Source organism: Sphingopyxis sp. GW821-FHT12C06 (assembly GCF_058807415.1).
Window position 1 is genome coordinate 308,447 of the sequence record NZ_JBXAQR010000005.1, and the last position, 11,851, is coordinate 320,297.

Below are 11,851 nucleotides of genomic sequence, written 5' to 3' on the forward strand. Positions count from 1 at the left end.
CCCCCGCCCAGGCGGGGGCCGCTAGCAGTCTCGCGCTACGCCGAGGAGAGTGGCGATGGATCGGGCGGGGTCTACCTACCCGCCCCGAAGTCTATTGCAGCGTGACGCGCCCGTCGTCGCCATCGAAGCGCCCGAAAAACTGCATCAGCTGGACGACCAGTTCGGCGCGCGCGTCGATCGGCGTCGCCTCGAGCAGCGCCTGCTTCGCCGCGGCGTCAAAGGGCGCAACCTGCGCGATACCGTTCACCAAGGTCGCATCATCGAGCTGGCCGACCGATTCCCAATCGACAACGTAACCCTGACGCGCCGCAAAGCGTTTCGCCTCGCGCTCAAGGCTCGCGCGCTCGATGCTCGACAACACTGCGGCTTCTTCCGCTTCAATCTCGATTTCGGCCTCGACTTGGCGGAAGGGTGTCGTGACGTCGAGTTCGCGGCGGACGCGGAAACGCGCAACACCTTCGAGCACGAGGTTGAAGCGCCCTTCGTCAAGCGCCTCGACATCGATGATACGCCCGACACAGCCAATGTCATAGAGCGCGGGCGGTTCGCGTTTCTCTTCGCCGGGAAGCTGACGCGGCTGGATCATCCCGATCTGCCGGTCGCGCGCCAGCACCTCCTGCACCATCGCCGAGTAGCGCGGCTCGAAAATATGCAGGGGGAGGTGCAGCCCGGGAAACAGCACCGCGCCGGGCAGCGGAAAGATCGCGATCCGCTGGATGGTCAAAGGCGCGGCTTCGGACATCAGCCGAACAGGATCAGCGACAGGCGGCGGCGCTGCGCCGCGACCCATGGGTCTTCCAGCCCGACGGCCTCGAACAGCGACAGCAATTTGGCGCGCGCGGCATCCTCTTGCCATTCGCGGTCGGCAGCGACGATGTGGAGCAGGTTGTCGGCGGCGGCATCGCGCTGGCCCGCGCCAATCTGTGCGCTCGCGAGATCAAACCGCGCTTGATGGTCGTCGGGATTGGCGGCGACCGCGGCTTCGAAACCGGCAAGCTCGCCCGCGTCGGGGGCATCGGCGGCGAGCGCGAGCGCGCTCTTCGCCTGCGCGATCGCGGGATCCTGGGCGATCTCGGCCGGTACCGCATCGAGTGCGGCCTGCGCGCTTTCGATATCGCCCGCGAGCAGCATTGCGCGAATCAGTCCGCCATGCGCGGGCGCATTGTCGGGCGCGATGTCGAGGATCTGGGCAAAGACGCTCGCAGCGCGCGGCCCGTCGCCCTCGGCCAGTATATTTTCGCCCATTTCGATGAGCGGCGCGATCTCGACCGCGCGCGCGGTCGCTTCGCTCTCGATCGGCAATTGTGCGAGCAGCTGGTCGAGGATCGTCTTGAGCTGACTTTCGGTGCGGGCATTGGTCAAATTGGCGACTGGCTGCCCTTGGAAGATCGCATAGACGGTCGGGATCGACTGGACCTGGAACTGGCCGGCGATGAAGCGATTCGCGTCGACGTCGACCTTGACCAGTTTAACGCCCTTGTCGGCATAATCTTCGGCGACCTTTTCGAGCACCGGACCCAGCTGTTTGCACGGCCCGCACCATTCGGCCCAGAAATCGAGGATGACGAGGCTGGTCATCGACGGATCGACGACGTCGCGGCGGAAAGCTTCGACGGCTTCCTTCTCGGCGGGGTTCAGACCCAAAGTGGCCACGCGATGATGCTCCTTGTTATTTGGCTGCGCCCGGCCGGTGCCGTTTCGGCGTCAGCCCGAAAAAACTTTCATCCCGTCTATGTGGGATTTGCGTTCAATATGCCAACCCTTCGACTTTAATTGCATCAAAAGCATGAGGGGGGGTTGCCGACTCCAAAAGCCGATGCTAATGGCCCGCCTCACCCGCTGGAACCGCCCGGTTTCAGCCGCCAGAGCGGGCGTAGCTCAGGGGTAGAGCACAACCTTGCCAAGGTTGGGGTCGAGGGTTCGAATCCCTTCGCCCGCTCCAGTATTTCCAAATATTTTGGCCGTCGCGACATGCGGCGGCCGGCTTCGGCTCGGGGCACCCGGCGCGCTGCTGGCGGCGCTTTGCTATGCTCAGAACAATCCCGGCAATTCGCGTTGCGCCGCGCTGGGCTGTTCGGGCACCAGCATGGCCGGCTTGGCCGGCGTACCCACGGCGCCGCGGCTGGCCGTGGCACCGATGGTGGCAGCGCCGATTCGCGTGGTGCAGCTGCGGCCTGCAAGAAAATCGATCGCGGCGCGCACCGACGCTTCGCGCGGGTCGCCAAGCGGCATCGTCAAATCGTCGCTCGCGGCGCAGCTGTTCGTAATTTGGGGCGCCAGCCCGGCATAATAGTCGGCCTGGCCGCTGACGTTGGCGGTCGCGAAGGCGACGACGCGTATGCGGTCGTCGCATGCCGCCTTGTCGAGCCCGATCTGACCGACCGGCTTGCCATAGGTGTTGCTGCCGACCAGCGTCATATTGGTGCCGAGATAGGGCAGCATCGAATTGATGACGAGTTCGCTCGCCGAGGCGGTCGAGGCGGTGCCGATGAAAGCGACACGCGTTGGTGCGATCGATTCGGGGACCGTGGCGAAAAAGCGCCGCTCGTTCTCGACCGATTTCGACGGCCGAAAATTGGTCTGCGAAAAAATCTCGGACGCGGTGCGGTTCCGCCCCAGCAGGTCGCCCATCAGTTCGGCAGTCGCAACCAGTCCGCCGCCATTATAGCGAAAATCGATGACGACATCGGTCACGCCCTGTGCCCGGAAATTGGCGAAAGCGGCGCGGAGCTGCGGGTCCGCCGAGGAGATGAAGCTGCGCAGGTTCAGATAGCCGTAGTTGCGCCCGCCCTCGCTGATGATCTTTGCGCCATAGCGGTCGGAAATCGGATCGAGCGCGTAATTGGCCTTGGCGACGGTGACGTCGCGCGTTCCGGCGGCATCGCTGATCCGCAATATGCGGGTGACGCCAGGGTCGCTCGGGCCCAGTGCATTGCTGACCCCGTCAATGCCTTCGGCCGCGAAGATCGACGCGATGGTGCGTATATTGCCGCTGTTGGTGCCGATCGCCAAAATCCGCGTCCCGCGGTCGATGCCTGCCGCCAGCGCTGGCGCGCCTTCATAGGCTTCGGTGATGATGATCTGCTGCGCGGCGGCATCATAGGCCATGAGGAAGCCAAAGCCTGCGCTCGACCCGCTGGCGAAGAAGGCATTCTCCTCCGCGATCGAGGTCAGATAGGTGAAATGACGGTCTTTGCCGAGCGCGCGCGCCGGGGCGACCAGCGCGTCTATATAGGATCCGACGGTCGCGTGGCTGGCGGGATTGACCCCGCTCGCGACGTCATTGGGGAAGAGATACCATTCGTCGATCACCGCCTTGGCAAAGGCTTTGCGCTCGGTCAGGCTGCAGCCTGATGTCGGCGTTGGGGTCGGTGTCGGGGTGACGGTGATCGGGCCGGTGCTGATATTCTGGCCTTCGCTGCCACACGATGCCAGCATCAGCGCCGCCAGCGTCATCGAGGCGATCGATCTCCGCTTGATATCCCTCATTCCTGTCCTCCCCCTTCGACCGGAGCCCCCCGGGCGACGATTATTCTGTCTCCACCGCCGTGGCCCCGCGGCGCCCCTTGAAGCCTTGTGCGATGACATACAGCTCGGGCGATCCCTTGCGGCTTGCGGGCGGCTTGGCGTGCTTTACCGTAGTAAAGTTATGTTTAAGCATGGTTAATAATTCGCGATCGGCGCCGCCGGCAAACACTTTGGCGACAAAGGCGCCGCCGGGTACCAGCGTCTGGATCGCGAAATCGGCAGCGGTCTCCGCCAGCCCGATCGTGCGCAGATGGTCGGTTTGCGGGTGGCCAACGGTGTTCGCTGCCATGTCCGAAATGACAAGATCGGGGGCGCTGCCCAGCGCCTCGATCAGCGCGTCCGGGGCCGCATCGTCCATGAAATCCATCTCGAGGATCTCGACGCCCTCGATCGGCTCGCAGGCGAGCAGGTCGATGCCCACGACGCGCGCACGCGGATTGACCTTGCGCGTCACCTGCGACCAGCCGCCCGGCGTGATCCCCAGATCGACGACGGCGCGGGCCTTTTTCAGAAAGGCGAATTTCTCGTCGAGTTCGATCAGCTTATACGCGGCGCGCGAGCGATATCCTTCGGCCTGCGCCTGACGGACATAGGGGTCGTTCAACTGGCGTTGGAGCCAGCGCGTCGATGAAACACTCCGCTTTTTTGCGGTTTTGACGCGCACATGCAGTCCGCCCCGCCCCCCTTTTCCGGAACTCCCGCCCTTGCTGCCGCCGCTGCCACTTTTGTTGCCGCTCATTTTCGATGCTCCCGGCGGGTGACGGGGACGTCGCGGCCCTGCATCGCCAGCGACCGCAATATGCCCTCGCGGATACCGCGATCGGCGACCCCGACGCGCGGCGCAGGCCACAGGTCGATAATGCTTTCAAGGATCGCGCAGCCCGCAACCACCAGATCCGCGCGCTCGCGCCCGATACAGGCGATTTCGGCGCGATCGGCAAGGCTGGCGTCGGCGAGGCGGCGGCTGATGTCGCGCATTGCGTCGGTGGGGACGACCAGCCCGTCGACCGCGCGCCGGTCGTAACGCGGCAGATCGAGGAAGACGCTGGCGAGCGTCGTCACCGTACCGCTGGTACCGAGCAGGCGCAGCGGCTGGCCGGCGAAGCGTGTCGCGCGCGCGGCAAATTCGGCAAAGGCGGTGCGCGTCACTTCGCGCATATGGGCATAGCTCGCCTGGCGCGCGGCCAGGCTGTCTTCGGGCAGCGGGGAGTGTTCGGTCAGCGACACGACCCCCCATGGCACACTGATCCAGTCGTGGATCGTCACGTCATGGTTCGACACGTCGACATGCATCAATTCGGTCGATCCGCCGCCGATATCGAAAATCAGCGCGGGTCCGTCACCCGGTTCCATCAGATTATGGCATCCCAATACAGCCAGCCGCGCTTCTTCGGCGGCGGAAATTATGTCGAGCACGATCCCGGTTTCCCGCCGGACCCGTGCGGCGAGTTCGCCGCCGTTGCTGGCGCGGCGACACGCCTCGGTCGCGACCGCGCGCGACAGGGTGACGTGGCGACGACGCAGCTTGTCGGCGCAGATCGACAGCGCGGCGACGGTACGGTCCATCGCGGCCTGGCTGATCTTGCCGCTGCCGTGCAATCCTTCGCCCAGCCGAACGATACGCGAAAAAGCGTCGATGACGACCAGTTCGCCGTCCTGGGGACGCGCAATCAGCAAGCGGCAATTGTTGGTGCCGAGGTCGATCGCGGCATAGCTGCGCGGCCGCGCTGCGAACATCGGGCGGGGGTCATCGCCCGCCCTGTTTCGTCCTTTTACCGCCGGCCCGGGCCGCGGCGTCCGCCCTGATGGCGCTGCCATTTGGCGCATGGCTATTATAACCTGTTCAATTCACGCGCCCACAAGACCGCGAGCGTGCACTTGGCTTGGAACTTAGGCTTCGCTGTCCATGATAGCAAGGCGCATCGCCGGGCCGCGATCGGGGTACCGGACGGCAAAGAAAACCCCGCCCGGCGAATGCCGGACGGGGGTAAAGGGGAGTGGGAAATTATTGGGGGTCGGGACTGGTCCTTAACGGCAGCCGTCATTCCCCTTGTCGATCGCGCGGCCGGCGATGGCGCCGACGGCGCCGCCGATGATCGTACCGACCGTGCGGTCGCCGCGGCCGGCAATTTCATGGCCGGCAAGGCCGCCTGCGATCGCGCCGATCACGGTCCCGCCGGTGCCATTGTCGCATTGGCGATAATGGCGGTTGTTATAGCGGCGCTGGTCGTTGCGGCGGTCGTAACGACGGTCGTTGCGGTCATAGCGGCGATCCGAACGACGGTCATAGCGCCGGTCGTCGCGATCATAGCCGCTGTTGTAGCTCGAATAGCCGTCGCGGTCATAATAGCCGTTCTGCGCCGCGGCGGGAGTCGCCAGGCCCAACGTCGCTGCGGACATCAGGGCGGCGATGGAGAGGGTCGTCATTTTTTTCATTGTCTGTCTCCTGCTTCGTCGGACTGCCCTTGGGCGGGGCGGTGGATCGATAAAACGGTTTTGCCCGATTCGGTTTGAGCATAGTCTGAACATGCTTGTTGGCTGGGGTTCAGCTTCGCCCGGTCCGCGCTTGCGCGGGCCTGCTGCCACAAGTCCGTTGGCGCTTGCGCGGTCGCATGCTCCGCGCCTATCCCCGCGCCGATGCGCCGCACCCTCCTTGCCGCCCTGATTTTCCTCGCGCTGGGCCCGGTGCCCGGCACGCATCAGCGTGTTCCCGCCGACGATCTGATCCAGAGCATGTCGGCGCGGCCGCTGCGGCTTGCCGTTTCCCACCGGGGCATGATGCGCTTCGTGCGTGGCTGGCAACTCGATAGTCCGCACAGCAAGTTCGGCGGCTTCTCTGCCCTGGCCCGGATCGGGCCCGATGGCTTCCAGCTCGTTGGCGACAATGGTTATGGCGTGCGCTTGGCGTTGAGCCCCGCCGGCGGTGTTCGCGATGTCCGCATCATCGCGATCCCGGTCCCGAATGGTCAGCCCCGCCGGAAGACGATGGTCGATATGGAGGCGATGTTCGTCGACCCGGTCAGCGGTAAAAGCTGGATCGCGCTCGAAGGTCTCAACCAGGTCTGGCGTCTCGACGCCGAGCTTCGCCGTGTCGAGACGCGCCGCCGTCTGCCTGCCCCGCGCTGGCCCGCGAATCGCGGACCCGAAGCGATGGTGCGGCTCGCCGACGGGCGGACGATCATTTTCTCCGAAGATGCTGACGACGACCCGCGCGGGCGCGAGGCGCTGGTCTATGCCGACGATCCCGCGGTCCCGGGCCAACCGCCACAGCGCTTCTTCTACGATTCGGCGGGCAAGGGGCTGGTCAGCGACGCTGCGCCGCTGCCCGACGGCCGGGTGCTGCTCGTTCACCGCCGGCTCGGCTTCGATCCCGTCTTTACGACGATCATCGCGATTCTCGATCCTGCCGACATAGGCCGGGACGGGGCAGTGCATTCGCAGGCGATCGGCCGTGTGCCGCGCGTGTTCGCCGACAATTATGAAGGTGCAGCAATCTCGGTCGATGGCGCGCGCACCTTCCTGTGGCTCGTCTCCGACGATAATTTCAACGTCTGGCAGCGTAGCCTGCTGTTGCAATTCGAACTGGTCGATCTGCCGCCGCGCCGCAGACAGCAAAAAGGCGGCGCCGTTTCCGGCCCGCCTTGATGCGATTCGCATTTGAAGGGGTTTAAGCGGCCTTTTCGGCCAGCTTCTTCGCCACTTCCTTCTTCACTTTGCGCGCCGATGCCGACAGCTTGTCGTCGCCGGCCTTCAGCAGCCAGTTGTCGAGGCCGCCATTGTGCTCGACCGTACGCAGGCCGTGGGTCGATACGCGCATCTTGATGCCCTTGCCGAGTGCGTCGGACAGCAGCGTCACATTCTGCAGGTTCGGCAGGAAGGTGCGCTTGGTCTTGTTGTTGGCGTGGCTCACATTGTGGCCAACCTGGCGGCCCTTGCCGGTCAGTTCGCAGATGCGCGACATGGTCTTCGTCCTCGTCAAAAAAATTCGGGTCGGCGTCCGGGCGCTCCCCGTGAAACGGGAAAGGGCGGGACCGGATGAGCCGGGAAAGGCGCGCGCTTATCGGCTTGCCGCAGATTCGTCAAGGGACTAGCGGGAAAAGCCATGTCGCAATTTCCACTGCCCGACCCGATGCGCCGCGCGCTAAACCTCGCCAAAACCGCGGCGGAGCGGGGCGAAGTGCCCGTTGGCGCGGTCGTCGTCAAGGACGGGCGGATTATCGGCGAAGGACATAATCGTCCGCGCGAATCGCACGACCCGACTGCGCACGCCGAAATCGTCGCGATTCGCGCGGCGGCGGCTGCGCTCGGCAACGAGCGGCTCGACGGCTGCGATCTTTATGTGACGCTCGAACCCTGCGCGATGTGCGCCGGCGCCATCGCCCACGCCCGAATCGCGCGGCTCTATTATGGCGCCGACGATCCAAAGGGCGGCGCGGTCGTCCACGGCCCGCGCACCTTCGCCCAGCCGACGATCCACCACCGCCCCGAAATCTACGACAACATCGGCGCGGGCGAAGCGGCGGCGCTGCTCAAGGATTTCTTCGCGACCCGGCGCTAAAAAATATACCGTCGCCTCCGCCTTCGGGGGCGACGGGTTGGGCTTAACCCAACACCTCGTCCACCCACGCCGGCACCAGCCTGGTCGCCGGCCCTTGTCGCGCCTCGTCGAACCAGTGGCTCCCCTGGCTCGGCTCCATATTCAGCTCAAGCGTCCGCGCGCCGCTCGCGCGCGCCTCGCGGACGAAGCCAGCGGCGGGATAGACCGCGCCCGACGTGCCGACCGACACGAACAGGTCGGCGCGGTTCAGCGCACGATAAATCTCGTCCATCTGATACGGCATCTCGCCGAACCACACGATGTCGGGGCGCAGATACCCCACCATGCCGCACGCGGGGCAGGCGGGGCGGTCGATCAGCGACCCGGTCCACAGGCTGCGCGTGTCGCACGCGGTGCACCAGGCGTTCAGATGCTCGCCGTGCATATGGATCAGCCGCTTCGCCCCCGCGCGCTCGTGCAGATCGTCTATGTTCTGGGTGACGATCAGCAATTCGCCCGGCCATTCGGCGTCGAGCCGTGCCAGTGCGTCATGCGCCGCATTGGGTGCCTTGGTCTGGATTGCCTCGCGCCGCATGTCATAGAAACGCAGCACCAGGTCGGGATCGCGCGCAAAGGCCTCGGGCGTCGCGACATCCTCGACGCGATGCTGTTCCCACAATCCCCCGGCGTCGCGAAACGTGTCGATGCCGCTTTCGGCCGAAACCCCGGCGCCGGTCAGGATGACGATATTTTTGATGGGACGGGACATTCCTTCTCCGTTTGTCCTGAGCTTGTCGAAGGACCGTTCTTCCTTCAAAGCGTCGGTTTAGCAAGAACAGCCCTTCCTCCGTATCAAGTCCGGGGTCAGGGCGAATGAGGATTTGGGGTCATGACGAGCATCGGTATCATCGGCAGCGAAGGACGGATGGGCGTCGCACTCGCCGCGGCCATCGCCGAAGCCGGACAGCGCAGCTGCGGCGTCGACAAGGGCGGCAATGTCGCCAGGCTCGCGGCCGACGCCGACGCGCTCGTCGATTTTTCCTCACCCGCCGCATTGGAAGCGACGCTCGACGCCTGCATCGCTGCGAAGACGCCGATCGTCATCGGCACGACGGGGCTGGAGGAACGCCACCATTATCTGATCGATGATGCCGCGCGTGACATTGCGGTGCTCCAGACGGGCAACACCTCGCTGGGCGTTACCCTGCTCGCGCATCTCGTCCGCGAGGCCGCATCGCGGCTCGACGCCGACTGGGACATCGAAGTCCTCGAAATGCACCACCGGAACAAGGTCGACGCGCCGAGCGGCACCGCGCTGCTGTTGGGCGAGGCGGCGGCCGAAGGGCGCGCGATCGATCTCGCCAAATCCTCCGAGCGCGGCCGCGACGGCCTCACCGGCGCCCGCGGCCATGGCAAGATCGGCTTCGCATCCTTACGCGGTGGCACCGTCGCGGGCGACCATGACGTCATCTTCGCCGGGCCCGAGGAAATGATCACCCTCTCGCATCGCGCCGAAAACCGCATGATCTTTGCGCGCGGCGCGGTGCGCGCGGCACTGTGGCTGGTCCATCAAAAGCCCGGACGCTACACGATGCCGCAGGTGCTGGGGCTGTCGTAACCGCGATGAAGAAAGCCGATATCTTCGAATTCTACCGCCGGCTGGCGGAGCTGAATCCCGATCCCGAGACCGAGCTGGAGTTCGGCAATCATTACCAGCTGCTCGTCGCGGTCGTGCTCTCGGCGCAGGCGACCGACGTCGGGGTGAACAAGGCGACGCGGCGGCTGTTTCAGGAGGTGACGACGCCGCAGCAGATGGTCGACCTCGGCGAAGCGGGGCTGAAAGAGCATATCAAGACGATCGGGCTGTTCAACGCGAAGGCGAAGAATGTCATCGCTCTCTCCGAAATCCTCGTCCGCGAGCATGGCGGCGAAGTGCCCGCCGACCGCGACGCGCTCGTCGAGCTTCCGGGGGTCGGGCGCAAGACCGCCAATGTCGTGATGAACTGCGCTTTCGGGGCGGAGACCTTCGCGGTCGACACCCATATCTTCCGCGTCGGCAACCGCACCGGCCTCGCGCCGGGCAAGACCGTTCTCGCGGTCGAAAAGGCGATGGAGAAGAACACCCCGGGGCCGTTCCGCGTCGGCGCCCACCACTGGCTGATCCTCCACGGCCGCTATATTTGCAAGGCGCGCACCCCCGAATGCTGGCGCTGCCCGGTCGAGGATTTGTGCGCCTACAAACCCAAAACCCCAACGCCGAAGGCGAAGAAGGCAGCGTAATAGCCCGCCGCCTCCGCCAGGGCGGCGATTGATGCTTGCCGCTCCGGCGCGATGCGGCATAGTCCGTAACCATGCGCAACCTTACCGCCCCGCTCGCCCTCGCCGCCGCTCTGCTTGCCGCTGCGCCCGCCCACGCCAAGCCCGCCGATACCGATGCGGCAAAAAAGATCCTCAAGGACAGTATCGCGATCCCGACGGTCGAGGGCCGTGGAAAGGTGCCTGAACTCGCGGCTTATTATGCCGGTGTGCTTAAGGCCGCGGGCTATTCCGACAGCGATATCGAGATCACCCCCATCGGCGAAACCGCGACCTTCGCCGCGACGCTCGCCGGAACGGGCAAGGGCAAGCCGATCGTGCTGCTCGGCCATATGGATGTGGTCGAGGCCGATCCGAAGGACTGGACACGCGACCCTTTCGTTCCGGTCGAGGAAAATGGCTATATTTTCGGCCGCGGGTCGGAGGACAACAAGTTCGACGTGTCGATGATGGTCGCCACGATGGCGCAGCTCAAAAAGGACGGATTCAAACCCAGGCGCTCGATCATCCTGCTGCTCTCGGGCGACGAGGAAACGTCGATGCTGACGACGCGCGCGCTCGCCGCCAAATATAAGGGCGCCGAATTTGCGCTCAACGGCGACGGTGGCGGCGGGACGATCGGAGAGGACGGCAAACCCAAATATTACGGGCTGCAGGCGGGTGAGAAGAGCTATGCTGACTTCACGCTCGAGGTGACCAACCCCGGCGGTCACAGCTCGCGCCCGTCGGGCACCAACGCGATCGTTCAGCTGGCGAACGCGCTCGCCAGGGTCGGCGCCTATCGCTTCACGCCGCAGCAGAATGAGCTGACGAAGGTCGGCATGCCGATCGTCGCCGATCAGGTCGGCGGCGACATCGGCGCGGCGCTCAAGGCCTTTGCCGCCAACCCTGCCGATGCCAAGGCGATCGCCGCGATCCGCGCTGATCCCGAATATGTCGGGCAGATCGGCACCACCTGTGTGCCCACCCTGGTCAAGGGCGGTCATGCCGAAAATGCGCTGCCCCAGCGCGCCACCGCAAACATCAACTGTCGCATCTTCCCCGGCGTCCCGGTCGAAACGGTGCGCGCCGAACTCGAAAAGGTGATCGCCGACCCCGCAGTCAAGGTGAAGACCGATCCCGATGCAAGCGCGAGCGATGCTTCGCCGCTGCGGCCTGACGTCATGGCGGCGGTGTCCAGGGCGGTACATGCGCGCTTCCCTGGCCTGCCGATCATCCCGTCGATGAGCGCGGGCGCCACCGACAGCTATCATTTCCGCATCGCCGGTGTACCCAGCTATGGCGTCGCGGGGCTGTTCAGCAAGGCGAGCGACAGCTTTGCCCACGGCCTCAACGAACGCGCGCCGGTTGATGCGATTCCGGGTGCGCTGGCGCATTGGGATAGTCTGCTGCGGGATTTGTCGAAGTAAGCACCGTCCCCGCGAAGGCTCCGGGCTGCCGGTGGTCCCCGCCTTCGCGGGGGGCGACGGA

The 11,851-nt window shown here is 65.2% G+C and carries 13 protein-coding genes and 1 tRNA gene; 6 read left to right on the top strand and 8 right to left on the bottom strand.

The annotated features are described in order from the left end of the window. Positions 1-91 precede the first annotated feature (91 nt). Together AC1RRJ_RS16710 and AC1RRJ_RS16715 are read right to left on the bottom strand one after the other, a co-directional pair. Positions 92-742 carry an LON peptidase substrate-binding domain-containing protein gene (locus AC1RRJ_RS16710; RefSeq protein WP_493124674.1) on the bottom strand — a complete coding sequence of 217 codons (651 nt, stop codon included), beginning with the start codon at positions 740-742 and terminating at the stop codon, positions 92-94. Next, positions 742-1,653, bottom strand: coding sequence for a tetratricopeptide repeat protein (locus AC1RRJ_RS16715; protein WP_493124676.1), 912 nt, complete (start codon positions 1,651-1,653; stop codon positions 742-744). Before AC1RRJ_RS16715 ends, AC1RRJ_RS16710 begins: the two co-directional genes overlap by 1 nt. Positions 1,654-1,867: 214 nt before the next feature. On the opposite strand from AC1RRJ_RS16715, the gene AC1RRJ_RS16720 reads away from it, so the two are divergent. Further along, positions 1,868-1,942 (top strand) — tRNA-Gly (locus AC1RRJ_RS16720). 89 nt (positions 1,943-2,031) lie between these two features. Here AC1RRJ_RS16720 and AC1RRJ_RS16725 read toward each other — a convergent pair. From AC1RRJ_RS16725 to AC1RRJ_RS16740, 4 genes are all read right to left on the bottom strand, one after another. Further along, positions 2,032-3,489 (bottom strand): S41 family peptidase, encoded by a 1,458-nt coding sequence (locus AC1RRJ_RS16725; protein WP_493124678.1) that lies wholly within the window; start codon positions 3,487-3,489, stop codon positions 2,032-2,034. A 40-nt stretch (positions 3,490-3,529) separates the two neighbouring features. Further along, positions 3,530-4,267 carry an RlmE family RNA methyltransferase gene (locus AC1RRJ_RS16730; protein WP_493124680.1) on the bottom strand — a complete coding sequence of 246 codons (738 nt, stop codon included), beginning with the start codon at positions 4,265-4,267 and terminating at the stop codon, positions 3,530-3,532. After that, positions 4,264-5,355, bottom strand: a complete 1,092-nt coding sequence (locus AC1RRJ_RS16735; protein ID WP_493124682.1) for a Ppx/GppA phosphatase family protein — start codon at positions 5,353-5,355, stop codon at positions 4,264-4,266. Before AC1RRJ_RS16735 ends, AC1RRJ_RS16730 begins: the two co-directional genes overlap by 4 nt. A 201-nt stretch (positions 5,356-5,556) precedes the next feature. Beyond that, positions 5,557-5,964 carry a glycine zipper 2TM domain-containing protein gene (locus AC1RRJ_RS16740; RefSeq protein WP_493124684.1) on the bottom strand — a complete coding sequence of 136 codons (408 nt, stop codon included), beginning with the start codon at positions 5,962-5,964 and terminating at the stop codon, positions 5,557-5,559. A 201-nt stretch (positions 5,965-6,165) separates the two neighbouring features. On the opposite strand from AC1RRJ_RS16740, the gene AC1RRJ_RS16745 reads away from it, so the two are divergent. Next, positions 6,166-7,173 (top strand): esterase-like activity of phytase family protein, encoded by a 1,008-nt coding sequence (locus AC1RRJ_RS16745; protein WP_493124686.1) that lies wholly within the window; start codon positions 6,166-6,168, stop codon positions 7,171-7,173. 22 nt (positions 7,174-7,195) lie between these two features. Here AC1RRJ_RS16745 and rpmB read toward each other — a convergent pair whose 3' ends face one another. Continuing rightward, positions 7,196-7,489 (bottom strand): 50S ribosomal protein L28, encoded by a 294-nt coding sequence (gene rpmB / locus AC1RRJ_RS16750; protein ID WP_493124688.1) that lies wholly within the window; start codon positions 7,487-7,489, stop codon positions 7,196-7,198. 141 nt (positions 7,490-7,630) lie between these two features. Here rpmB and tadA point away from each other — a divergent pair, with 141 nt between their 5' ends. After that, on the top strand, positions 7,631-8,086 hold the full coding sequence (tadA, locus tag AC1RRJ_RS16755; RefSeq protein WP_493124690.1) for a tRNA adenosine(34) deaminase TadA: 456 nt from the start codon (positions 7,631-7,633) through the stop codon (positions 8,084-8,086). A 43-nt stretch (positions 8,087-8,129) separates the two neighbouring features. On the opposite strand, the gene AC1RRJ_RS16760 is transcribed toward tadA, so the two are convergent. Next, positions 8,130-8,834 carry an NAD-dependent deacylase gene (locus AC1RRJ_RS16760; protein ID WP_493124692.1) on the bottom strand — a complete coding sequence of 235 codons (705 nt, stop codon included), beginning with the start codon at positions 8,832-8,834 and terminating at the stop codon, positions 8,130-8,132. A 120-nt stretch (positions 8,835-8,954) separates the two neighbouring features. Here AC1RRJ_RS16760 and dapB point away from each other — a divergent pair, with 120 nt between their 5' ends. The 3 genes from dapB (at position 8,955) to AC1RRJ_RS16775 (ending at position 11,790) form a co-directional block, all read left to right on the top strand. After that, positions 8,955-9,683, top strand: coding sequence for a 4-hydroxy-tetrahydrodipicolinate reductase (dapB, locus tag AC1RRJ_RS16765; protein ID WP_493124694.1), 729 nt, complete (start codon positions 8,955-8,957; stop codon positions 9,681-9,683). Positions 9,684-9,688: 5 nt separating this feature from the next. Beyond that, positions 9,689-10,345: an endonuclease III gene (gene nth / locus AC1RRJ_RS16770; RefSeq protein WP_493124696.1), complete on the top strand. Its 657-nt coding sequence runs from the start codon at positions 9,689-9,691 to the stop codon at positions 10,343-10,345. 71 nt (positions 10,346-10,416) lie between these two features. Beyond that, a complete protein-coding gene (locus AC1RRJ_RS16775; protein WP_493124698.1) occupies positions 10,417-11,790 on the top strand; it encodes a M20/M25/M40 family metallo-hydrolase in 1,374 nt (457 codons plus the stop codon). Positions 11,791-11,851 lie beyond the last annotated feature (61 nt).

What these genes read in the sequence shown, in the direction of transcription:
- AC1RRJ_RS16740 (WP_493124684.1), bottom strand. Translation starts at nt 5,964, where the DNA reads ATGAAAAAAATGACGACCCTCTCCATCGCCGCCCTGATGTCCGCAGCG.
- AC1RRJ_RS16775 (WP_493124698.1), top strand. Translation starts at nt 10,417, where the DNA reads ATGCGCAACCTTACCGCCCCGCTCGCCCTCGCCGCCGCTCTGCTTGCC.
- AC1RRJ_RS16760 (WP_493124692.1), bottom strand. Translation starts at nt 8,834, where the DNA reads ATGTCCCGTCCCATCAAAAATATCGTCATCCTGACCGGCGCCGGGGTT.
- AC1RRJ_RS16725 (WP_493124678.1), bottom strand. Translation starts at nt 3,489, where the DNA reads ATGAGGGATATCAAGCGGAGATCGATCGCCTCGATGACGCTGGCGGCG.
- AC1RRJ_RS16730 (WP_493124680.1), bottom strand. Translation starts at nt 4,267, where the DNA reads ATGAGCGGCAACAAAAGTGGCAGCGGCGGCAGCAAGGGCGGGAGTTCC.
- rpmB (WP_493124688.1), bottom strand. Translation starts at nt 7,489, where the DNA reads ATGTCGCGCATCTGCGAACTGACCGGCAAGGGCCGCCAGGTTGGCCAC.
- AC1RRJ_RS16745 (WP_493124686.1), top strand. Translation starts at nt 6,166, where the DNA reads ATGCGCCGCACCCTCCTTGCCGCCCTGATTTTCCTCGCGCTGGGCCCG.
- tadA (WP_493124690.1), top strand. Translation starts at nt 7,631, where the DNA reads ATGTCGCAATTTCCACTGCCCGACCCGATGCGCCGCGCGCTAAACCTC.
- AC1RRJ_RS16710 (WP_493124674.1), bottom strand. Translation starts at nt 742, where the DNA reads ATGTCCGAAGCCGCGCCTTTGACCATCCAGCGGATCGCGATCTTTCCG.
- AC1RRJ_RS16735 (WP_493124682.1), bottom strand. Translation starts at nt 5,355, where the DNA reads ATGCGCCAAATGGCAGCGCCATCAGGGCGGACGCCGCGGCCCGGGCCG.
- dapB (WP_493124694.1), top strand. Translation starts at nt 8,955, where the DNA reads ATGACGAGCATCGGTATCATCGGCAGCGAAGGACGGATGGGCGTCGCA.
- nth (WP_493124696.1), top strand. Translation starts at nt 9,689, where the DNA reads ATGAAGAAAGCCGATATCTTCGAATTCTACCGCCGGCTGGCGGAGCTG.